This window comes from Bacillus sp. D7-8, assembly GCF_052055895.1.
GTDB lineage: Bacteria > Bacillota > Bacilli > Bacillales > Bacillaceae > Bacillus > Bacillus velezensis.
Genome location: NZ_CP179922.1, coordinates 2,751,792 through 2,773,055 on the forward strand (window position 1 = coordinate 2,751,792; position 21,264 = coordinate 2,773,055).

At 47.6% G+C, this 21,264-nt stretch carries 22 protein-coding genes; 5 read left to right on the forward strand and 17 right to left on the reverse strand.

The window, feature by feature from the left end:
- Nucleotides 1-82: 82 nt before the first annotated feature.
- A complete protein-coding gene (gene dnaE / locus ACKTRM_RS13405; protein ID WP_023357077.1) occupies nucleotides 83-3,421 on the reverse strand; it encodes a DNA polymerase III subunit alpha in 3,339 nt (1,112 codons plus the stop codon).
- A gap of 142 nt (nucleotides 3,422-3,563) precedes the next feature.
- On the opposite strand from dnaE, the gene ACKTRM_RS13410 reads away from it, so the two are divergent.
- From ACKTRM_RS13410 to ACKTRM_RS13420, 3 genes are all read left to right on the forward strand, one after another.
- Nucleotides 3,564-3,905 carry a YtrH family sporulation protein gene (locus tag ACKTRM_RS13410; RefSeq protein WP_003152438.1) on the forward strand — a complete coding sequence of 114 codons (342 nt, stop codon included), beginning with the start codon at nucleotides 3,564-3,566 and terminating at the stop codon, nucleotides 3,903-3,905.
- Complete coding sequence (ytrI, locus tag ACKTRM_RS13415) at nucleotides 3,902-4,405, forward strand: sporulation membrane protein YtrI (protein ID WP_007408062.1); 504 nt, start codon at nucleotides 3,902-3,904, stop codon at nucleotides 4,403-4,405. Before ACKTRM_RS13410 ends, ytrI begins: the two co-directional genes overlap by 4 nt.
- 105 nt (nucleotides 4,406-4,510) lie before the next feature.
- On the forward strand, nucleotides 4,511-4,702 hold the full coding sequence (locus ACKTRM_RS13420) for a hypothetical protein (protein ID WP_007408061.1): 192 nt from the start codon (nucleotides 4,511-4,513) through the stop codon (nucleotides 4,700-4,702).
- Between the two features lie 17 nt (nucleotides 4,703-4,719).
- On the opposite strand, the gene ACKTRM_RS13425 is transcribed toward ACKTRM_RS13420, so the two are convergent.
- A complete protein-coding gene (locus tag ACKTRM_RS13425) occupies nucleotides 4,720-5,661 on the reverse strand; it encodes a DHH family phosphoesterase (protein ID WP_003152435.1) in 942 nt (313 codons plus the stop codon).
- A gap of 116 nt (nucleotides 5,662-5,777) precedes the next feature.
- Here ACKTRM_RS13425 and ACKTRM_RS13430 point away from each other — a divergent pair, with 116 nt between their 5' ends.
- Nucleotides 5,778-6,080 (forward strand): YtpI family protein, encoded by a 303-nt coding sequence (locus tag ACKTRM_RS13430; RefSeq protein ID WP_012118174.1) that lies wholly within the window; start codon nucleotides 5,778-5,780, stop codon nucleotides 6,078-6,080.
- Between the two features lie 28 nt (nucleotides 6,081-6,108).
- Here ACKTRM_RS13430 and ACKTRM_RS13435 read toward each other — a convergent pair whose 3' ends face one another.
- The 14 genes from ACKTRM_RS13435 to sppA form a co-directional block, all read right to left on the reverse strand.
- Nucleotides 6,109-7,425, reverse strand: a complete 1,317-nt coding sequence (locus tag ACKTRM_RS13435) for a CBS domain-containing protein (RefSeq protein ID WP_012118175.1) — start codon at nucleotides 7,423-7,425, stop codon at nucleotides 6,109-6,111.
- A 138-nt stretch (nucleotides 7,426-7,563) separates the two neighbouring features.
- On the reverse strand, nucleotides 7,564-8,250 hold the full coding sequence (locus ACKTRM_RS13440) for a metal-dependent hydrolase (RefSeq protein WP_007613083.1): 687 nt from the start codon (nucleotides 8,248-8,250) through the stop codon (nucleotides 7,564-7,566).
- Nucleotides 8,251-8,310: 60 nt separating this feature from the next.
- Nucleotides 8,311-9,078 (reverse strand): SDR family oxidoreductase, encoded by a 768-nt coding sequence (locus ACKTRM_RS13445; protein WP_012118176.1) that lies wholly within the window; start codon nucleotides 9,076-9,078, stop codon nucleotides 8,311-8,313.
- 137 nt (nucleotides 9,079-9,215) lie between these two features.
- A complete protein-coding gene (locus ACKTRM_RS13450) occupies nucleotides 9,216-9,344 on the reverse strand; it encodes a hypothetical protein (RefSeq protein WP_007408056.1) in 129 nt (42 codons plus the stop codon).
- A gap of 73 nt (nucleotides 9,345-9,417) precedes the next feature.
- Nucleotides 9,418-10,794, reverse strand: a complete 1,377-nt coding sequence (argH, locus tag ACKTRM_RS13455; protein WP_003152429.1) for an argininosuccinate lyase — start codon at nucleotides 10,792-10,794, stop codon at nucleotides 9,418-9,420.
- Nucleotides 10,791-12,002 (reverse strand): argininosuccinate synthase, encoded by a 1,212-nt coding sequence (locus ACKTRM_RS13460; protein ID WP_003152428.1) that lies wholly within the window; start codon nucleotides 12,000-12,002, stop codon nucleotides 10,791-10,793. The genes argH and ACKTRM_RS13460 overlap by 4 nt, the downstream gene beginning before the upstream one ends.
- Before the next feature lie 152 nt (nucleotides 12,003-12,154).
- Nucleotides 12,155-12,667 carry a MogA/MoaB family molybdenum cofactor biosynthesis protein gene (locus tag ACKTRM_RS13465; protein ID WP_007408054.1) on the reverse strand — a complete coding sequence of 171 codons (513 nt, stop codon included), beginning with the start codon at nucleotides 12,665-12,667 and terminating at the stop codon, nucleotides 12,155-12,157.
- Between the two features lie 99 nt (nucleotides 12,668-12,766).
- Nucleotides 12,767-13,954: an acetate kinase gene (locus ACKTRM_RS13470; RefSeq protein ID WP_007408053.1), complete on the reverse strand. Its 1,188-nt coding sequence runs from the start codon at nucleotides 13,952-13,954 to the stop codon at nucleotides 12,767-12,769.
- A 310-nt stretch (nucleotides 13,955-14,264) separates the two neighbouring features.
- Complete coding sequence (locus tag ACKTRM_RS13475) at nucleotides 14,265-15,251, reverse strand: class I SAM-dependent methyltransferase (protein WP_012118177.1); 987 nt, start codon at nucleotides 15,249-15,251, stop codon at nucleotides 14,265-14,267.
- A gap of 61 nt (nucleotides 15,252-15,312) precedes the next feature.
- Nucleotides 15,313-15,816, reverse strand: a complete 504-nt coding sequence (gene tpx / locus ACKTRM_RS13480; protein WP_007613091.1) for a thiol peroxidase — start codon at nucleotides 15,814-15,816, stop codon at nucleotides 15,313-15,315.
- A 115-nt stretch (nucleotides 15,817-15,931) separates the two neighbouring features.
- Nucleotides 15,932-16,372 (reverse strand): GerW family sporulation protein, encoded by a 441-nt coding sequence (gene ytfJ / locus ACKTRM_RS13485; protein WP_003152423.1) that lies wholly within the window; start codon nucleotides 16,370-16,372, stop codon nucleotides 15,932-15,934.
- Between the two features lie 12 nt (nucleotides 16,373-16,384).
- Nucleotides 16,385-17,074: a DUF2953 domain-containing protein gene (locus tag ACKTRM_RS13490; protein ID WP_012118178.1), complete on the reverse strand. Its 690-nt coding sequence runs from the start codon at nucleotides 17,072-17,074 to the stop codon at nucleotides 16,385-16,387.
- A 77-nt stretch (nucleotides 17,075-17,151) separates the two neighbouring features.
- On the reverse strand, nucleotides 17,152-17,643 hold the full coding sequence (locus ACKTRM_RS13495) for an RDD family protein (RefSeq protein WP_007408048.1): 492 nt from the start codon (nucleotides 17,641-17,643) through the stop codon (nucleotides 17,152-17,154).
- Nucleotides 17,644-17,656: 13 nt separating this feature from the next.
- Nucleotides 17,657-18,664: a signal peptide peptidase SppA gene (gene sppA / locus ACKTRM_RS13500; protein WP_012118179.1), complete on the reverse strand. Its 1,008-nt coding sequence runs from the start codon at nucleotides 18,662-18,664 to the stop codon at nucleotides 17,657-17,659.
- A gap of 181 nt (nucleotides 18,665-18,845) precedes the next feature.
- Here sppA and ACKTRM_RS13505 point away from each other — a divergent pair, with 181 nt between their 5' ends.
- A complete protein-coding gene (locus ACKTRM_RS13505) occupies nucleotides 18,846-19,652 on the forward strand; it encodes an NAD kinase (protein ID WP_041482207.1) in 807 nt (268 codons plus the stop codon).
- A 16-nt stretch (nucleotides 19,653-19,668) separates the two neighbouring features.
- Here the strand turns inward: ACKTRM_RS13505 and ACKTRM_RS13510 are convergent, their stop codons facing one another.
- Nucleotides 19,669-21,264: an amidohydrolase gene (locus ACKTRM_RS13510; protein WP_012118181.1), complete on the reverse strand. Its 1,596-nt coding sequence runs from the start codon at nucleotides 21,262-21,264 to the stop codon at nucleotides 19,669-19,671.

The window sequence follows — 21,264 nt, forward strand, 5'->3', positions numbered from 1 at the left end:
CGCTGGAGGTGAAAAATTTCAGAATCTTTAAATAAGATAGCACAATTGTTTCAATTGTATAACAAAACGATTATTGTTACCACTATTTTAACACGACGTTTTCGCGGCCCAGCAGCTCTTTTAAACGGTATAACGCCTGATGGTCCGCCTGAATATGAAAAGTATCCGGCAGCCTGATCGTCTGCTTGTCTTTTTCATAATAAAGATAAACGCCGGTTTCCCCTTTATGCTCCAGTAAAATACGCTTCATCTTTTCCAAAAACTCCTGATTGTGCCGGCTGCCTTCGATTTTGATGTAAACAGACGGCGCTCTGTCTGCCTCCGTCTGCTCAAGAAGAGAGGCGGATGACATGATGAATTGTGTCTTCTCCTGACGCTCTTCCATTTTTCCGGCGGCGAATAAAAGCGCGCCTTCTTCTAACAGCGGAGACAGCCTTCTATATTGGTCAGGAAACACGACGGCTTCCATTTCTCCCGTTTCATCGCTTAATGTGAGAAACGCCATATGCTGACCTGTCTTTGTCCGAATCGTTTTAATGCCCGCGAGCAAAGCGCCGATTGACAGCTGACCCTTCGGCATCTGCCGCGCTGCTGTGATCGCTTGCGCCCCCCGTTTTTTCAGGAGATCCCTGAAAGCAGACAAAGGATGGCTTGAGAAATAAACACCGAGAGCTTCTTTTTCGAACCGAAGCTTGTCCACGAGCGGAAATTCCTCAGCCTCTACATATTTTGGCTTAATGGAGAACGATTCTTCCAAAAACAATCCCATTTGGTCATCGTCTGCACGAAAAAGTTCAGCGTGCTCTAAAGCCACATCAACGGAGGCCAGCAAGGCGGCGCGATTTTGATTGAATTCGTCCATGGCGCCAGAAAATATAAGGGCTTCGATGGTTTTCCGATTCACGCTTTTTGCGGGTACGCGAAAGCAGAAATCGAAAAGATCCTCGAACGGTTTATGTGTTCTTGCTTTATAAATATCTTTCACTGCCGAGACGCCTACGTTTTTAACGGCCCGCAAACTGTATCTGACGGCTCCGTTTTCCGGCGCAAACGGAAAACCGCTTTTGTTTATTGACGGCGGAAGGACTTGAATCCCGCTCCCCTTCGCTTCATGCAGATATTGCGATATTTTGTCCTCATTGCCGATGACGCTCGTCAACAGCCCGCACATAAAATATAACGGATAATGCGCTTTTAAATAGGCGAGCTGATAGCCGATCATGCTGTATGCGACAGCATGGCTTCTGTTGAATCCGTAGTTAGCGAATTTTACAATCAGATCGTAGACCTCGTTTGCAGTGACTACAGAATACTCCTTTTTTAAGCACCCTTCAACAAAATGGCTTCGCTCTCTGTCCAGAATGTCCTTTTGCTTTTTGCTGACAGCCCGTCTGAGCAGATCCGCTTCACCTAATGAAAACCCTGCCATGCGCGAGGCGATCATCATTATCTGCTCTTGATAGACGATGACGCCGTAAGTGTCACTGAGAATATTTCGTACGTCCTCGTGCGGCACTTCCACACGCGCCCGCCCGTGCTTCCGGTCGATAAATAACGGAATATTTTCCATCGGTCCCGGCCTGTAAAGCGCGTTAACCGCGACAATGTCTTCCAGTCTTGACGGCTTCAGGCGCTTCAGCACGTTTCTCATTCCTGATGATTCCAGCTGGAAAATACCCGTCGTATCACCGTTTGACAATAGCGAGAACGTTTTTTCATCCTGATAAGAAATCTCGGAAAAATCAATTTTCGTATTCGTCTCTTTTTCAATCATCGTTTTAATGGATTCAATAAGCGTCAAGTTGCGCAAACCTAAAAAGTCCATTTTTAAAAGACCGAGATCTTCCAAGTGATCCATCGCATACTGCGTTAAATACACGCCGTCATGCCCTTCTTGAAGAGGGACAACTTCAGAAAGCGGCTCTTTACTGAGAACGACCCCCGCCGCGTGTGTTGACGTGTGCCGCGGAAGACCTTCAATTTTCCTTGCGATCTGAAACACTTTATGAAGAACGGCGGATTCGGACAGCCGCCTGTTCAGCTGAGCGGACTGCCGCCTCGCTTCCTCAAGCGTCATTCCCGGTTTTGACGGAATCAGGCGGGCAAGCTGGTCGGCTTCTTTCGGGCTGATTCCGAACACTCTCCCGGTATCCCTTAACGCCGCCTTTGCGGCCAATGTCCCGAAGGTGATAATCTGGGCGACGTGCATGGCCCCGTACTTATTTTGCACATACTGAATGACCTCATCCCTTCTCGTGTCAGGGAAATCGATATCAATATCCGGCATGCTGATCCGCTCGGGATTAAGAAATCTCTCAAACAGCAGAGAATGTTTAAGCGGATCCACGTCGGTAATGAAAAGGGAGTAAGCGACAAGCGAGCCTGCCGCGGACCCTCTTCCCGGACCTGTCACAATGCCCTTTTCATGCGCGTACTTCATAAAGTCCCATACGATGAGAAAATAATCACTGAATTTCATGCGCCTGATGACGTCCAGCTCATATTCAAGCCGGCGGACAGCGCGCTCATCAGGAGTGCCGAAACGGAGGCGCAGCCCCTCATGACAGATCTCCGCCAAATAGTCATCGGCTGATTTGCCGTCCGGCGCCGGAAAAGACGGAAGCTGTGTCTGTCCGAGGCTGACATCGACCCGGCATTGCCGGGCGATACGCGCGGCTGCTTCAATCGCTTCCGGATGCCGCGTGTAAAGCTCTGCCATTTCTTCAGGCGCCCTCAAGTATAAGTCCGGCAGATTCCCGCTCTGATCCTCCCACTTCTCTCCGGCTTTAATAGCGCACAGACAGCGGTACGCATCTTGATCTTCTTTCTTGATATAACGGACATCCCCCGCAGCGCAGACAGCGATTTCCGTCTCGGCTGACAGGCGGAGAATCTCTTCTGATAACGTCTCATGTCCTTTAAAAGGCTGGTACCCTAAATAAAAACGGCCGTCTCCGAACAGCTCCCGGAATCCTTCGGCAGCCCGGACCGCTTCTTCAAACTTCCCGGTTTGAAGCAGGCTTTCAATGTACCCGTTTTCACCGGGCGTAATGGCGATCAGCCCCTCATGATAGCTCTTCATCCATTTTCGCTTCATGCCGCCCTTTGCCATGGATTGCAGCGCACTTGAGATTTTCACCAGGTTCTGATATCCGGTGTTTGTCTCTGCTAAAAGAATGAGCGGATGTGCTTCAAGCTCCGTATCGTCCGTGTATATAGAAGCCGTCAGACCGATAATCGGCTTAATTCCGTTTGATTTGCATGCTTTATAAAACTCAATGGCGCCGTACATCACATTTTCGTCCGTCAGCGCCAATGATGAATATCCGAGTTCCTTCGCTTGTGTAACAAGCTCTTTTACAGAAGCGGCGCTGTTTAACAGACTGTAGCCGCTATGTACTTGCAGGTGAACAAAAGACAATGCCGCCACTCCTTTCCCATACGTTCATTTTGCCTTTCTACATTATAAGACGGGTTTTCTTAAGAAACAAATGTTCTTTTTTGACTCATCATCATACTTGTCCGTTTCGCTCAATATGATAGAAAAGTGAGGTGGTGTATATATGGATCAGGAAGCCGGATTTATGGCGAATTTCATCAGCAGTTATTTTATCGCCCTCGGTGTGTTGCTCGGCGGCGCGCTGATCGGCGGCCTCGGAGCTTATTTATCAGGCGAGCCTCCGCTGACGGCGATCACAAAATTGGCGAACAGGCTGAAGATCTGGGCGCTTGTCGCGGCCATCGGGGGAACATTTGATGCGGTATACAGTTTCGAGCGGGGGCTGTTCGAAGGCAACACGCGCGACATCTTCAAACAGCTTCTTTTAATTATTTCAGCAATGGGCGGCGCGCAGACCGGCTGGCTGATTATTTCATGGCTGACCCAGGAGAATATGTCATCATGAGAATTCCCGAGTATTATAAAAAACCGGGATGGCAGCGTTTTTTCGCGGGAATGATGTGCGGAGCCATCGTCAGCTGGCTGTTCTTTCTGTTTACATACGGAACGTTTCAGGAAGAACAAGTGACGTTAATTGAAAAGCAGCGTGAGCACGCGCGGGATTTAAAAAACCAAATCTCCATCTATCAGAAGGATCTTCATAAATTAAATGAGGATAATAAGCAAAGACTTCTCATCCAAAGTGTTGATGTGAAGCTGATCAATGGGGAAAAATACAGAATCGCCCAGCCTGACAAGATGAAATTTGAGGAACAAGTGAAGGATAATATTTCGGAAGTCATCACAAAAGATATTGAAAGCGTGTATAAAACAAAGGAGCTTTTAAAACGGACGATCGAAAACAAAATATACACCATAAATGAGAAGGAATTTAAAGCTGAAGTAAAGGAACTGACGATTTATACGAGATTGTCTGTCGAAATTCATATTTCTTTTGCAACGTAATTATGTCATTTTTAAAAATTTTCCATAGATCTGTCGCTTTTTTCTCCGCTTTTTTATAAACTGTAGATGAGACATTTTCAATGATTCTGAAGGGAGGAAGGGCAAATGGAGGTTTTTAGTGAACGACGCTTGGCAAAAGATCATGCAGCCCGAATCAGACAAGGCTATTCCGCATATGCAGAAACAGACACACTCGCTTCCCTCATAAAAAAAGAACTCCAAATCTGTAATCTCCGCGTCTACGAAGACCTGACTGATTTCGGCTGCTGGTTCATCCCCGTGACAGATGAACACTAAGAAAGAGGGTCTCCCCTCTACTTGTGTTCGTTACATACCTCTTCCAGATCAGCAAGAATCTGATCGGTTTCATCCCAGCTGAAGATGGATGCGCCGGCCGCAAGCGGATGTCCGCCGCCATTGTATTTCCGGGCAATTCCGTTGATGACCGGACCTTTTGAACGGAACCGGACTCTGATTTGATCGTCTTCTTCTACGAAAAACACCCAAGCGCGGATACCCGAAATATTTCCGAGTGTTCCGACAAGCTGCGACGCTTCAGAAGCGGTGGTTCCATATGTCTCCAAAATGTCTTTTTTAATGAACACGGAAGCGACGCCGTTTTCAGACAGTGACACATTTTGATAAATAAAGCCGTTAAGCTTCACCACATTTAATTTTGTTTCATACAATTGATTGAACAGCTCTGACGATGAAAATGGGAACTCAATGAGCTCTCCCGCGTATTTTAATGTCTTTTTTGTGGTGTTCGGGAATAAGAAGCGCCCCGTATCACCGACGATACCCGCGTAGATCAGCTCAGCTGCTTTCGTATTCAGTTTCCAGCCGTGCTGCTTTCCTTCCAGGTACAGCTCATAGATCATTTCGCTTACGGAGCTTGCATTCGTATCGACCCATAACAGATCGCCATACGGATCTTCATTTGGATGGTGGTCTATTTTCATGAGCTTTGCGCCGGAATGGTAGCGCTGATCGTCGACCCTGCCTTGGTTTGCGGTGTCGCACACGATGACAAGAGCATCTTTATAGGTTTCGTCATCCACCTCATCGAGGGAATATAAAAAAGACAAGGACGGCTCAGGCTGTCCGACGGCAAAAATATTTTTTTCGGGATACGTTTCCCGCAGGATTTCCGTAAGGCCGCACTGTGAACCGTAGGCGTCCGGGTCAGGCCTCACATGTCTATGTAAGATAATGGTGTCATATAATGATATGGTTCTGATCAGTTCGGATTTCATCGCTTTCTCCTTTTCGTTTTTATTCATTTAATCATACTCTTTATCCATGGAAAAGGAAAATCTTTCAGCAACGGTATAAACGGTTTTGCAAACTCATATAATGGAGGATTTCATTTATGCTGGTTTTTGTTTTTCTCATCGGGCTTTCTGCCTGCTTTTACGTGTATTACAAAGTAAAAGGAATCCAGACGAAACGGGCGCTGGAGAAGGAATGTTTTTCGGCTAAATCAAGTATGGCATTAGGCGCGCTGGTGTTTTTGTACGGAGTAAACCAAATGATTCTGTTTCACTCCGTCCTGACTCTGGTCATCGGCGGCGTCTTCATTTTAATCGGAGCAGGCAGCGCATGGGCCGGGTATAGAGCCTATAAGCATTATGAGCCCATCCATGCAAAGGAAGCGGAGAGGGACCACGCATAATGAATGCCAAGGGACCCGGGTGCGTCCCTTAACTTCTCTCCATCAGCTGCACCATGAGCATCGCTTTTGAAACGATGCCGCTTTGGCTTGACACTTCCACTTCCATTTTCCCGAATTTCCGGCCCGCCTCTAAAATGCGCGGTTTCACTTCAATGACCGACTCCATCTGTACGGGCTTCAGGAAGAAAATCGTAATGCTTTCAATGACCAGCTCGCCGCGTTTGCGGGAGCGTAAAAATCGGCTGGCGGCCTGGGTTAAAATCGTCGTAAACACCCCGTAAGAAATCGTGCCGAGCTGATTGGTCATTTGCGGCGTGACTTCATATTGATAAACCGCCGGCGTTTTGTCATCTTCGTCTTCTTTAAATCCCCTTGAAACAATATCATCCAGCTTTTCCCCGACCTGAGGCTGCTTTTGAACCATTTGAAGCGCTTTTAAGACATCCTGGCGGCTGATCATTCCGATCAGTTTGTGATGCCCGTCTGTCACCGGAAGCACTTCAATTCCTTCCCAAACCATCATTTGAGCCGCTGAGGCGACAGATGTTTTCCCGATCACCGTGACAGGGTTTTTGGTCATTACTTTTTCAATCGGAACTGACCGGTCATGCCCCGCGATATCTTTCGATGTGAGGATTCCGTGGATTTTCATCTGCTGATCGATAACCGGGAAGCGGCCGTGTCCGGTTTCATAGTTTTTTTCGTACCATTTCTCCAGCTTATCCTTAGGGGACAGCGTCACTGTCCGATCTGCGGGCGTCAAAATGTCTTCCACGAGCACAATCTCTTTTTTTATGAGCTGATCATAGATCGCCCGGTTGATCATCGCGGCTACCGTAAAGGTATCGTAGCTCGTGGAGAGAATCGGAAGCTCAAGCATATCGGCCAGCTCGATAATGCTGTCGTCGGTATTAAACCCTCCCGTTACCAAAACAGCCGCGCCCGCTTCAAGCGCCTGGCGGTGGGCGTTGATTCGGTTCCCGACGATTAACAGGTTCCCCGCCGCCGTATAACGCATCATCGCGTCAAGCTCCATCGCGCCGATCACAAACTTATTCAACGTTTTATGCAGACCGGCTTTTCCGCCGAGCACCTGGCCGTCTATCACATTGACGACCTCGGCGTATGTCAGCTTTTCAATATTTTCTTTTTTCTTCTGTTCAATCCGGATGGTCCCCACACGTTCAATAGTGGAAACGAATCCTTTGTTTTCGGCTTCCTTAATGGCTCTGTAAGCCGTTCCTTCACTGACTTTCATTTCTTTCGCAATTCTTCTGACCGAAATTTTTTCACCGACAGGAAGCGAATCTATGTATGATAGGATTTGTTCATGCTTTGTTGCCAAGCGTTTCACCTCTAAGGACAGTCTTCTGCTTTTATTATAAGGGTACGGGGGATTCATTCGCAATGAGACGCCCGAAAAAAGGCGGCATCACAAAAAGACCTTCTGAATGCTTGATTCAGAAGGTCTTTGACACATATGTCAGGCAAGCTCAATGGTCTCGCCGGCCGCCATGACTTTGCCGACGCCTCCGGGCAGACTTTCGGCGAAAGCGTCAGGGTCCTGTTCAATGACGGGGAATGTATTGTAATGGACGGGAACGACCTGTTTCGCTCTCAGCCACTCAGCCGCGAGTTTCGCATCTTCAGGGCCCATGGTGAAGTTATCACCGATCGGCAGAAACGCCAGGTCAATGTGATTCAGTTCCCCGATCAGTTTCATATCAGAGAACAGCGCCGTGTCCCCGGCGTGGAAAATCGTTTTGCCGTCAATCGTCAATAAAATCCCAGCCGGCATCCCCGTGTACGTAATGGTTTTGTTTTCTTCATCAGTGACCGCCGATCCGTGGAATGCCTGTGTCAGTTTCACTTTACCGAAATCAAATTGGCGCGCCCCTCCGATATGCATCGGGTGGACCTTTAAACCTTTAAAGCCGAGATAAACGGCCAGCTCGTTCGGCGCAATAACGAGCGCATCGTTTTGTTTAGCGATCTGCTCTGTATCTCCGACATGGTCATTGTGTCCGTGAGTAAGCAGGATGACATCCGCTTTCACTTCTTCCGGTTTCAAATTTGTCAGACTGTTTCCGGTCAGAAACGGATCAAAAATAATGTTATGGGTTTTCGTTTCCACTTGAATGACAGAATGTCCGTGATAAGTCACTTTCATCGTTTTCACCTCATAAAAAATTAATATTTATCAAGTTCCCTTTTTGACAAACGAAAAAACTTACAGGGATTGATGCCTGTTAATCACATTCAGCCCGCCTGTTGCTTCAATGACCGTTCCGGTTACAAGATCGGAATCATCTTCACATAAAAAGGCGATGATTCTCGCAATGTCCTCTCCGGTTCCGGACCTGCCGATCGGCGTCTTTTCTTTGCCGATTTTCCGTCTTGCTTCCTCTATAGACGCTTCTTTCATATCTCCTACAATATCACCCGGGCAGACCATATTGGCCGTAATGCCTGATTCAGCTTCTTCAATCGCAATGGTTTTCGTTAACGAAGCCAATCCGACTTTAGCCGCTCCGAAAGCGGAACGGTGAAGCCAGCCGGGGGCATGGTCCGCTCCTTGAAAACCGTATGTAATAATCCGGCCGAACCGCTGCTGTCTCATGACCGGGATAACCGCTTTAAACAGATGGAAAACGGCGCTTAAATTCCCTTCAAGCATGTCATACCATTCGTCATCGGAGTAATCGGCAAGCTTTTTGCGTTCAAATATGTACGGCCCGGCATTGTTAATCAGTATGTCAATCCTTCCAAACCGCTGAAGGGCTGCATCGGCGATCCGCATGAGATCTTCTTTCCGGGTTACATCGCCCTTAACGAATTGCAATCTGTCATGGCACCCGGGATAATCCGCCTTCAGACAGGCGACCGCTTCTTCGTCTTGTCTGTAATTCACTGTGACAGAAAAGCCTTTTTCCAGAAGCATTTCAGTCACTTTTCGGCCCAATCCCTTTGTACCGGCAGTGATTAGAGCATGTCGCACATTGAATACCCTCCCCAGGCAACGTTGCCGCTTCAATAAAATCAAGACGTTTCTCCCTCTACTTTACTATAAACAAACGGCAATATCACTTTTTTGCACTTCGTCCGCACGAAAAAAAAGCCGTCTTTACAGACAGCTTAATTTTCTGAAGGAGCAGAGGCTTCCTCCATGCCGACATAACCGCTTTCGTATGCCTCTGAGATGAGCCTGGCCGTTTCTTCACTTTCTTTTTCATCATAGATGTAACGGTCTTGTTCTTTGCGCATTCCTTCTACCTCCCATCTTTATAGATGTAGGGTGTCTGATATGACGGGAAAATATGAAGGGAATTTCAGCAAATTAAATGCCGGCGCAGGCTTTTGCTTTTACGAGCGCCTGTTCTACCTGCTGAAAACCCGTTCCGCCGGCGCTCATTCTTTTTTCAACCGCATGATGCGGATCGAGCACGGTATAGATGTCTTCTTCAAAGAGACTGCTGGCTTGAAGGAATTCTTCAAATGCCATATCACTTAAATAGATTCCTTTTTCAATGCAGCTGTACACAAGCTTGCCGACCACTTCATGCGCTTCTCTGAACGGCATGCCTTTTTTAGCTAAATAATCGGCAAGTTCCGTCGCGTTTGAAAAATCTTGTTTTGTCGCTTGTTTCATGATGTCTTTGTTTACTTTCATCGTTTCAATCATGCCCGTGAAAATCTGAAGGCTTCCTTCAACGGTTTTCACCGTGTCAAACATGCCTTCTTTATCTTCCTGCAGGTCTTTGTTGTAAGCGAGCGGGAGCCCTTTCATAATCGTGAAAAGCCCCATCATATCACCGTATACGCGTCCGGTTTTACCGCGGATCAGCTCCGCCATGTCGGGGTTTTTCTTCTGCGGCATCATGCTGCTTCCCGTCGCATACGTATCATCCAGTTCAATGAATCTGAATTCCTGCGAGCACCATAGAATGATTTCTTCTGATAAACGCGAAAGGTGCATCATCAGCATGCTGCTGCCGCTTAAAAACTCGAGAATAAAATCTCTGTCACTGACTCCGTCAAGACTGTTCTCATAAATGGAGTCAAAACCGAGCAGCTCCGCCGAATAGTTACGGTCTATCGGAAAAGTGGTTCCGGCAAGCGCCCCGCATCCGAGCGGCGATATGTTAATCCGCTTCATAGCATCGCGAAAACGCTCTTTATCCCGTTCAAGCATCCAAAAATAAGCAAGCAGATGGTGGGCGAAAGAAATCGGCTGAGCCCGCTGCAAATGGGTGTACCCCGGCAGAATGGTCTCGACATTGGCCTCCGCTTTTTCGATCAGCGCTTTTTGGAACTGTTCAATCAGCACGATGATATGTGAGACATGATCTTTCAAATACAAATGCATGTCGGTCGCCACCTGGTCATTCCGGCTTCTGCCGGTATGGAGCTTGCCGCCTAGCGGTCCGATTTCTTCGATCAGCATTTTTTCAATATTCAAATGGATATCTTCATAATCAACAGAGAATTCAAGCGTTCCTTCCTCTGCTTTTTGCAGGAGGGTCTGCAGCCCCTGTCGGATGGCGCCTTCTTCTTCTTCCGTCAGAATGCCGCATTTTTTCAGCATTGCCGCATGAGCGAGAGACCCTGTAATATCCTCTTTGACTAAGTTTTGGTCGAATGTGATGGATGCGCCGAACTCATCGACCCACTTTTCCGGTGTTTTTTGAAAACGGCCTCCCCAAAGCTTCTTCATGCTTCAATCTGCTCCTTCTTTTTCACAATGCTGTTTACTTTTGTCGGCAGCCCCCAAAGCTCAATGAAACCGATTGCCGCGTGATGGTCAAAAGCATCGTCTTTTGTATATGTCGCAAGTTTTTCGTCGTAGAGTGAATATTCCGACTTACGTCCTTCTACAATGGCATGGCCTTTAAACAGCTTGACGCGCACGACGCCGGTGACGTGTTTTTGGGTTTCTTTCAGGAATGCAAGCAGCGCGTCTTTTAACGGCGAGAACCATAAACCGTTATAGATGATTTCAGACAGTTTTTGTTCAATTGCCGGTTTGAAATGGGCCACTTCTTTCACTAAAGTCAGATCCTCAAGCTCTTTGTGAGCCGTAATCAAAGTCATGGCGCCCGGGCACTCATAAACTTCACGGGACTTAATGCCGACCAGGCGGTTTTCCACATGGTCAATCCGGCCGATGCCGTGTTTTCCGGCAGTCTCGTTCAGCTTGAGAATTAAATCAGCGAGCGGGTAGGTTACGCCGTCGATTGAAACCGGAACACCGGCTTCAAATGCGATTTCGATGATTTCCGGAACGTCCGGCGTGTTTTCAAGAGATGCTGTCAGGTCATATGCCCCTTCAGGCGGCGCCGCCCACGGATCTTCTAATATACCGCATTCATTGGCGCGTCCCCATAGGTTCTGGTCGATGGAATACGGGCTGTCAAGATTGATCGGAATCGGTATGCCGCGGCTTGCGGCATATTCAATTTCTTCTTCACGCGACCATTGCCACTCACGGACCGGAGCAATGACCTCCAGATCAGGATTTAATGATTTAATGGATACTTCGAAACGCACCTGATCGTTGCCTTTTCCCGTGCAGCCGTGCGCTACGGCCACCGCGTTTTCCTTTTCCGCGACTTCAACGAGTTTTTTCGCGATTAACGGACGGGATAGTGCAGATACGAGCGGATACTTGCCTTCATACATTGTATGGGCCTGCATAGAAATGAGCGCGTACTCCCGGGCGAATTCTTCTTTCGCATCAATCACATAGGAATTTACGGCGCCTACTTCCAGCGCTTTTTGCTGAACGAATGCCAAATCCTTTCCTTCCCCTACGTCTAAACAGCAGGCAACAACATCGTATCCCTGTTCTTGCAGCCATTTTATCGCTACAGAAGTATCAAGACCTCCTGAGTATGCCAATACAACCTTTTTTTGTTCTGCCATGTTAAAAGCTCCCTTTTGTATAAAAATTAGTTTTAATTAATAAAAATGCATTTTGTATGTATACACTGTAACAAGTAAATTCTGTTTTTTCAAGCCTTTTATAAAAAAAACCCCACCCAATTTTTTGAGCGGAGCAGAGCCTTTTTATACATTTATAAATCTTTTCGGATTTCCCGGAGCACATGAGGCAGTTCAGGAATAATCAGTTTACTCATTGCAAGCTTTACGGCGCCTGAGGAGCCGGGCGTGCAGAAGACTGCGGTATTTTGGATCACACCCGCTGCCGCTCTGGACAAAATGGCGGCGGAACCGATGTCCTCCGTATAGCTCAGCATGCGGAACAGCTCGCCGAATCCCGGGAGTTCTTTTGAAAACAGCGGCGTGACCGCTTCAATTGTGACATCCCTTTCGGCAATGCCCGTCCCTCCGTTTAACAGCACCGCATCTGTATATTCATCCATACAGCCGGATAAAACGGCTTTCTGCAATTCATCTTTTTCATCTTTAACAATGTCATAAGCGACCGTTTCAAATCCCGCTTCCCTGAGGAAGTCCATCATGACGCGCCCGCTTTTGTCGGTTTCTTTCGTTCTCGTGTCGCTGACTGTGATCACCTTGCAGCGCACGGCTGACGGGGCTTCTTGTTTATGTTCATGCACACTCATTGCTTCACCTCATCGTTTATGTATTAAACATATCGTAACGTTTGATTCTGGGGCATTCAATAAAAAAGCACACCCTAAAGGATGTGCTTTTTTCGATCATTACTGTGCAAGGCGGACAACGTCGCGTGCGATCATGACCTCTTCGTCAGTCGGAATGATCATGACTTTGACAGGAGAGTGAGGGTAGCTGATAAACGCTTCCTCGCCGCGCACGTTGTTCAGCGCAGGATCCCAATATACACCCATGAATTCTAAGCCGCGAAGCACGCGTTCTCTGACTTCAACGCTGTTTTCACCGATACCCGCAGTGAAAATAATCGCGTCAACGCCGCTCATTCTCGCAGCGTAAGAACCGATGTATTTATGGATTCTGCTTGCAAACACTTCAAGAGCCGTTTCCGCTCTTTCGTTTCCTTCTTTTGAAGCTTCTACGATATCGCGAAGGTCGCTGGAGAAACCGGATACGCCAAGCAGTCCGCTCTTTTTATTTAACGTATTTAATACTTCATCTGCCGTCTGATCCGTTTTTTCCATAATGTACGGAATCAATGCAGGGTCGATGTTTCCTGAACGTGTTCCCATCGCAACACCCGCAAGCGGTGTGAAGCCCATTGACGTATCAATGGATTTTCCGCCTTCTACCGCCGCGATACTTGCGCCGTTACCGAGGTGGCAGGAAATCAGACGCAAATCTTCAAGCGGGCGGCCGAGAAGCTCAGCTGCGCGCTGTGTCACGTATTTATGAGATGTGCCGTGGAAACCGTATTTGCGAATGCCGTATTTCTCGTAGTATTCGTACGGTAGGCTGTACAGGTAAGATTGTTCAGGCATCGTTTGGTGGAACGCCGTATCAAACACTGCAACCGCAGGCACATTCGGAAGCACTTCTTTAAAGGCTTTAATGCCGACGATGTTAGCCGGGTTGTGAAGCGGCGCTAGTTCTGAAATCTCTTCAATCTCACGGATTGTTTCATCCGTAAGCAAAACAGAATCGCTGAATTTTTCTCCGCCGTGAACCACACGGTGGCCGATTCCGTCAATTTCATTTAGATCCTTTATAATACCGAATTCAGTCAGCTTGTGAAGCAGCATCTTCACCGCAACCGCATGATCCGGAATATCTGTCACTTCTGTATTTTTTTCGCCGTTAACAGAGATTGTGAAAACGCTGTCGGCGATACCGATCCGTTCTACTAAACCTTTTGTTAGCACCTTTTCTGAAGGCATTTCGAATAACTGAAATTTTAAAGATGAGCTTCCTGCGTTAATTGCAATAATTTTAGACATAAATGACGCTCCTATCAAAATTCTTCTTCGTTTGTTCGTTCTTTTTTCCCAGACCATAACTGCAGTCCAAAAAATATCTGACTTTTCCATTTAAACATTGTCAACTCAGCATTTCAAGTCAACATCCACATTGGTACCGCTTACAATATGAAGTCGATATTTTCTGATAAATTTTATTTGTGCCAAATGGACGGCACGGCCTTACGGAATGTTATTTTCTTTCCTTAATTTGTGTTATCGTCCTGATTTCCATTCATTTTAAAAAGCAAAAGCAGCGCGGGATTTTGCATCTCACACTGCTTTTTCGCCATTATTTTTCTTTTTGAATCCATTGATCCAATTTTGCCGTCATCTCCCGCATCGCCTGCTGGTTCGCAAAAGAAGGAAGATTCGCCAAAAGCGCTTGTTTCGGCGGCTTTGCGTCTTCGCCTTTTTTCTGCAAGATTAAAATGCTCTTTGCCTGCGCTTCGTCTTTAAACATAGTAGCCGGCAGCTGAAGAAGGGCGTTGATATACACTTTTTCCGCAAAAAACCGCTTCAGTTTATCGCTTTGCGCGCTGTCAAACAGATGGTTCGGAATCATAAAAAATAAGTATCCGCCCGGTTTTGTATGTTTGACGCTCTGCTCAATAAATAAGTGGTGTGCAAAAGAGTGGCCTTCATCCGCTTTCAGCTCAAACGCTTCAGCGCCTTCGTCATTCGGATAGTAGCCGACCGGCAAATCGCAGATGACCGCATCGGCCGGTTCGATAAATAACGGCTGAAGACTGTCCTGGCAGAACAGCTCCATTTCTTTTTCCTGCAGATTCGCCTGAGCATAAGCGATCTTCAGAAGGACATCGTCGATTTCAATGCCGAAGCTTTTTGCCGCTTTGTCAGAAAGCTGGTTTGCCGCGGTCAGCAGAAGATTTCCGGTGCCGCAGGCGGGGTCCAGCAATGTCAGGCCTTTTCGGCCGCCCGTAAATTTATTCACGAGGTAACTGATGAAAATGCCGATCGTATCAGGCGTCATCTGTCTGTTCGGATGGGACTTATCTTTCAGCCCTTTTAAAATGGCGAGCTGGAACGCCTTGCGGATCCATTCATGCTCCCATTTTCTGAAGTCTGCTTTCGCAAGCAGGCTGTTAAGCTCGCCGATTTGCTTTTCCTGAAGCGGAAGCTGGTCGGCCTTTTCAAGAAAATACATTTCTCCCGCTTCCGCAAGCCCCTCAATATAAGAAATCTGAAGGCCTTCTGCTATCACTTGGGCAGCTTCATCTAAAAGTTCATAAATCTGACCGACATGGTCGTGTTGCATGCTGTTTCCTCCTTGCCATGAAAAGAGCTCCGCGGCAGCACCCGGAGCTCTTTTTCTCTCTTTACTTGATTAACGCTTTTGCAGCTTCGATAGGCTTTTCATAATTCGGGTGGTTTGTCGCTTCGCTTACGTATTCCGCGTAAACGACTTTTCCGTCCTGATCAAGGACGAATACGGAACGCGCCAAAAGACGAAGTTCTTTGATGTGAACACCGAATGCTTCACCAAATGACATCTCTTTATGATCCGATAATGTTTCAACTTTATCAATTCCGTTCGCTCCGCACCAGCGCGCTTGTGCAAACGGAAGGTCGGCGCTGATTGTATAAACGTTCACATCACCGAGTTTTGCGGCTTCTTCGTTGAAGCGGCGTGTCTGCGCGTCACATACGCCTGTGTCAATGGAAGGAATAACGGATATGATCGTTACTTTCCCTTTCATATCTGCTAATGTCTTCTCTTCTAATCCGTTTGTCAGAACCGTGAAGTCAGGAGCTTGGTCACCCGGTTTCACTTCTTGTCCGATCAGCGTCACGGCTCCGCCTTTAAATGTAATTTCAGCCATTCTGATTCCTCCCTTTATCTATGTATAGCTCTATCATAGTCGAGTTTTATGCAAACTGCAAAGGTTATGCCGCATCGTAAAAAAAGTTAACTGCGGGCGGCAGTTAACTTTTCTGTTATAAATCGATATCCGTTCTTTTTTGGTTCCGGCCTTTTTCATTCTTTTTAAACATATGCTGGATGCGTTCAATCGTTTGAGGCGCGGAATCTAACAGTTTATCAATCAGATGGGTGTTTTCGTCTAAATGAAGCATGCGCACGCCGTTTGTTCCGACGATCAGAAACGCAATCGGCGTAATGGATACTCCGCCGCCGCTTCCGCCGCCGAACGGGAGCTTCTGCTCTTTTCTTTCATCATCATCGGTTCTTTTTTCAGCCGGCTTTCCTCCAAACTCGCTTCCGCCGGCCGCAAATCCGAAGCCGACCTTTGAAACCGTTAAGATTACGCTGCCGTCAGGCGTTTCAACAGGATCGCCGATGATTGTATTCACGTCAATCATTTCTTTTAAATTTTCCATAGCGGTTTTCATTAAACCTTGAATGGGATGGTCTGCCATATGCGCTCCTCCTTAAACTGATGAATCATTCTTTGAAGCAACCGGAACCGGCTGTTTCTTTCGTATGATAGAAAGTCCGTTCCGCCCGTATTTGAGCAATTTGAAAGCTGCACCTATAAGATGTCCAAAACGAAAAAAGAATATACACTGCAAATGCGTCTTGGATGCAGGCACTTGAAAAGACGGAATGACTTCGCACACCGGTTCATGTATGAAACGCAGATGATCATACAGCATCGCCGTAAGGCCTCCCTTTACGGCCCACAATCCGCCGGCGGCGATTCCCGTAACGGCGGCGTCCTTTATTCCGATAACCGTCACCCATTCGAACTTCGTAACACGGACTCCCGCAAGAAATGAAGCGGCGATTTGGCGCATCTGAAAGACTTGGTGCAGAATCATTTCTATTCTGTGAATGCTCTGTTTGACATCTTCATATGTGATTTTTTTCTTCTCTTTTTTCTGACCTTTCATTTCTGATTTTGTGTTCTGTTTGACATCAATTGACGCGTCTTCGCTGTTTACTTTAATGACGGGCAGCGTTTTTTTAATACGGATCAGCCCGTATAAGGCCGAGATTTTAAACGTCAGTTTGTCGTTATCTTTATCGTGAAGATATTCGAAAGTCAGGTGGATTTTCATCCTCATGAGCAGCCAGGCCAAAATGAGAATGAGAATAACAGCTGCTGCGGCATATCCCATAAGCTTCACTTCCTTAGCAGCATTATCGCCAAAATCAAAAAAAATAAACCCGGACGTTTATTCCGGGTTTACTGCTTTTATTTGCGATACAGCGCTTCGTGAATCACCGTTGTGTCGGCGATCAGATCATGAATGCCCTGCTTTTTGGGCGTAAACGCAATGACGATATAGAGAATCCAGATTTTATCGATATAACGCCCCACCGCTTCTCTGAAAATGACGGTGCTCCAAGTCAGCGGCTTTCCGGGCGTCAAAGAAGTGACCTTTAACCCGAAGACCATCTTGCCGAGTGTCTGATGAAACCATTTCGTCATGAACACAAAATAGGCGAGGTAGACGATCAGGGTTGTGACGGAATAAGCTGAGATTGTAAACATTCCGCTTGTTGCCGGGAGCTTCATCAGCGTGAAAATCGGTGAAACGATGAGATGGTTAAGTCCCCAGACCACCAGCCAATCAAGAAGAAACGCCCAAAACCTGATCCAAAAGCCCGCATATGCCTGCTCGGGCGCCCTCTGTTGCTCGGCTTCCTCTTCTTTGCCGTGAAAGCCTTCGTAAGTCGCGTCCATTCTTTCTTCCCCCCTACTTTGCATAGAGATACATCATCCGCGGCGAACCGGATTGCGAAATGAGTTCTTTCATATTCAGAAAATCAATTTCGCTTTTAAACATTTTCGCTGCGCTCATGGAAAAGAGCGAGCCTAATCCGAATCCTTCCTCGTATGTGATGACTGAAGCGTTTTTCATATTTTTATGGTCCTTTTTCATCGCGCTGATCGTGTCATCGTAAAAACCGAGGTCATCAACGAGGCCGATTTTTTTCGCTTGTCTGCCGTCGTAAACACGGCCGTCGGCAATTTTTTTCACATCCGCTTTTGACATGTGCCGGCCTTTTGAAATGACATTGACAAATCCTTCATAAGAATCGTTGACCATTGTCTGCATGATCTTTCTTTCTTCCTTCGTCATGTCGCGGGTCGGGGACATGATGTCTTTATGCGCGCCGCTTTTAATGGTTTCAAACTTGATGCCGAGTTCATCGGCGAGCTTGGAATAATTGACGCTTTCCATGATGACGCCCAGTGAACCCGTGAGCGTTTCCGGTGAAGCATAGATTTTATCGGCGGCCGTTGAAATATAGTAGCCTCCCGATGCCGCCATGGAGCCCATGGATACATAAATCGGTTTCTTCGTTTCTTTCTTTAGTTCTTCCAGTTTTTTATGTATTTCCGCGCTTTCGTACACGCCTCCGCCAGGGGAATTGATTTTCAGCACAATTCCTTTGACGCTTTTGTCTTCTTTCGCACGCTCAACCTGTTTTAAAAATGATCTGTGATCATACCCGCCTGAGCTGAGCAGGCCAGCGGACCCGCCGTTATCCTCAATCGTGCCGTCCACTTCAAGCACGGCGATTTTACTGCCGGGGCTGCCCTTATCCAGCGTCACTTCCTCTGTGTCATCTGTCAGTGATGCAAAGTCAGACCCTGTATCTCCGATATTCTTCAGCACCCCGACGGTCACACTTGCAATGACTGATACGCCGAAAATGCCGAGCGCGATGACGAGCGCAATCCATCTTTTTGCATTCATTTGTTCTCCTCCTTTTCTGTCAATATTCGTACGTTCCCCCGTAAAAAAAGATTCATTTTTTTCATGAAGCGCTTTCCCTTAACGGATAAACAGGAAACATGTTACACTATTGCCACAGGTATTTTAACACAATACCTGCTGGGAGAAAAACGTAAATATGACAGCAAAGGGGAATGGGGATATGACCGATCTTCGCCGCAATGTTTATTTTTTTCACAAACAAAACAACGAAACAAAAGAACAAGTCAGCTCTTTGAAGCAGCTTGCTGAATCGCACGGTTTTACAGTTGCGGCTCAACCGGAGGATGCGGGAATTATCGCCAGCATCGGCAGTGACGGCTCATTTCTGCAAGCCGTCAGAAAAACCGGATTCCGTGATGACTGCCTGTATGTCGGCATCGCTAAAAAAGGGAAAGCCCATTTGTACTGCGATTTTCACAGCGATGAACCTGAAAAAATGGCGGCCAGCATGACCGCGGAACAGCTTGAGGTCAGAAAATACCCGCTCATTCACGTAACGGTGGACGGCAGCAATCATTTTCACTGTTTAAACGAGGTTTCCATCCGTTCAAGCATTATTAAAACGTTTGTGATGGATGTGTTAATTGATGATCTTCATTTTGAGACGTTCAGAGGAGACGGGATGATCATTTCCACCCCGACGGGCAGCACCGCCTACAATAAATCTGTTTCAGGCGCCGTTGTTGATCCTTTGATTTCCTGCATGCAGGTATCCGAACTGGCATCGTTGAACAACAACACATACCGTACACTCGGATCTTCGTTTATTTTAAGCTCAGAACGGAAGCTGACACTGCAGGTGGTGCAAGACGGCAATGAGCATCCGATTATCGGGCTTGATAATGAAGCGCTCAGCACGCGGAATGTCAAAAAGGTTGAGATTAGACTATCCGATAAAAAAATCAAAACGGTGAAACTGAAAGACAACTCTTTCTGGGAAAAAGTAAAACGATCATTTTTATCATAAAAAAAGAGGACGGGCATCACTGCCTGTCCTCTTTTTCATATACGATACGGCCGCCGACGACGGTTTTGACAGCTTCCAATTCATGAAGCTTTTTCGGGTCCGTCCTGAACGGATCACCGCTGAGTACGGTAAAGTCGGCATCATAGCCGGGGGCGATCCGTCCGCGGCTATGTTCTTTATGGATGATGGCCGCGCTTCCCTCCGTGTAAAGCTGAATGGCTTCGTACACGGTCAGGCACTCTTTTTCATAATAGGCCGGACCTTCCGGGTGCTGTTTGCTCGTACGGAGCACAGCCGATTGAATACCCAGAAGCGGATCGGCCGGTTCTATCGGGGCATCTGAACCTCCGGCGCACAGCAGCCCTTTTGACAGCAGTGTTTTCCAGGCGAAAGCCGTTTTCATCCGCTCTTCTCCGAGCCTGTCAATCACCCACGGAAAATCACTGGCCACAAAATGCGGCTGAAGATCAAGTCCGATCGGCAGCCGGGCGGCTCTCTCAATCAATCCGTCATCTAATACTTGCGCATGAATGAGCCGGTCAAGCTGTCCGGGCTTTGCCGGGTATCTTTCGATAACATCCAGCACCTTTTCAAATGCAAGGTCGCCAATCGCGTGCACGGCGATCTCCATCCCTTTCTCTCTCGCTTTATAAACAAGAGCGGCAAGTGTTTCGTCATCATGCACCTGAACGCCGGAAACAGACGGATCATCATGGTAAGGCTTTTTCAATAGAGCGGTTCTGCCTCCGAGCGCGCCGTCAGCAAAAATTTTCATCGCTCCGTATTCCAGATAAGGTCCAGTCGATTTATCCAGAGCGCTCCAGCTGTCGACGGCTTCGTGATGTACGAGCAGATGGGCGCGAAAAGGATAAAGGCCGCTGCCGGTTAATGACTCGTACGCGGCAACGGGAACGGACGCGTCTCCGTAGTATGCCAGATCTTCTGAATGCCCGCCTGTCAGGCCTTTTGACCAGCAGTCCGTAATCGCCGTTTGAAGCGCGCGTTTGACATAGTGAAGTGAGACGGGCGGCAGGGCCTGTGTCACAAGCTCTTGGGCTTTATCCAGCAGAAGGCCTGTCGGACCGGTGCCGTCCCGGACGATAATCCCGCCGTTTGGATCAGGTGTTTCGTTTGTAATTCCCGCCGCGCGCAATGCGGCCGAATTAACCGCCGCGGCGTGCCGGCATACCCGCTTCAGCAGGACGGGGCGGTCGGGAAAGAGCGGGTCAAGGTCATGCTTCGTGACGTAATCCGGCTGTTCAAACAGATTTTCATCCCAGCCTTCGCCGATCAGCCATTCGCCATCTTCCAATTCACGCTCTGCTTCTTTTGCGGCCCGCAGTATCGCTTCTTTTGACGTCAGCTGCGACAAATCGAGGCGAAGCTGTTTTTCCCCGTGTCCGATTAAATGCATATGACTGTCCGTAAACCCCGGGAACATGACAGCCCCATGTAAATCGATTTCCTCCGTATCAGGCGAACCGTATGTTCCTTGGAGCTCCCGGAAGCTGCCCGTCTGCCTGACGACGCCTTCTTCGGTATAAATGGCTTCAGTGACATGATTCTTGTCCAGCATTGTATAGATGGTGCCGCCGTGCCAAATCGCTTTCAT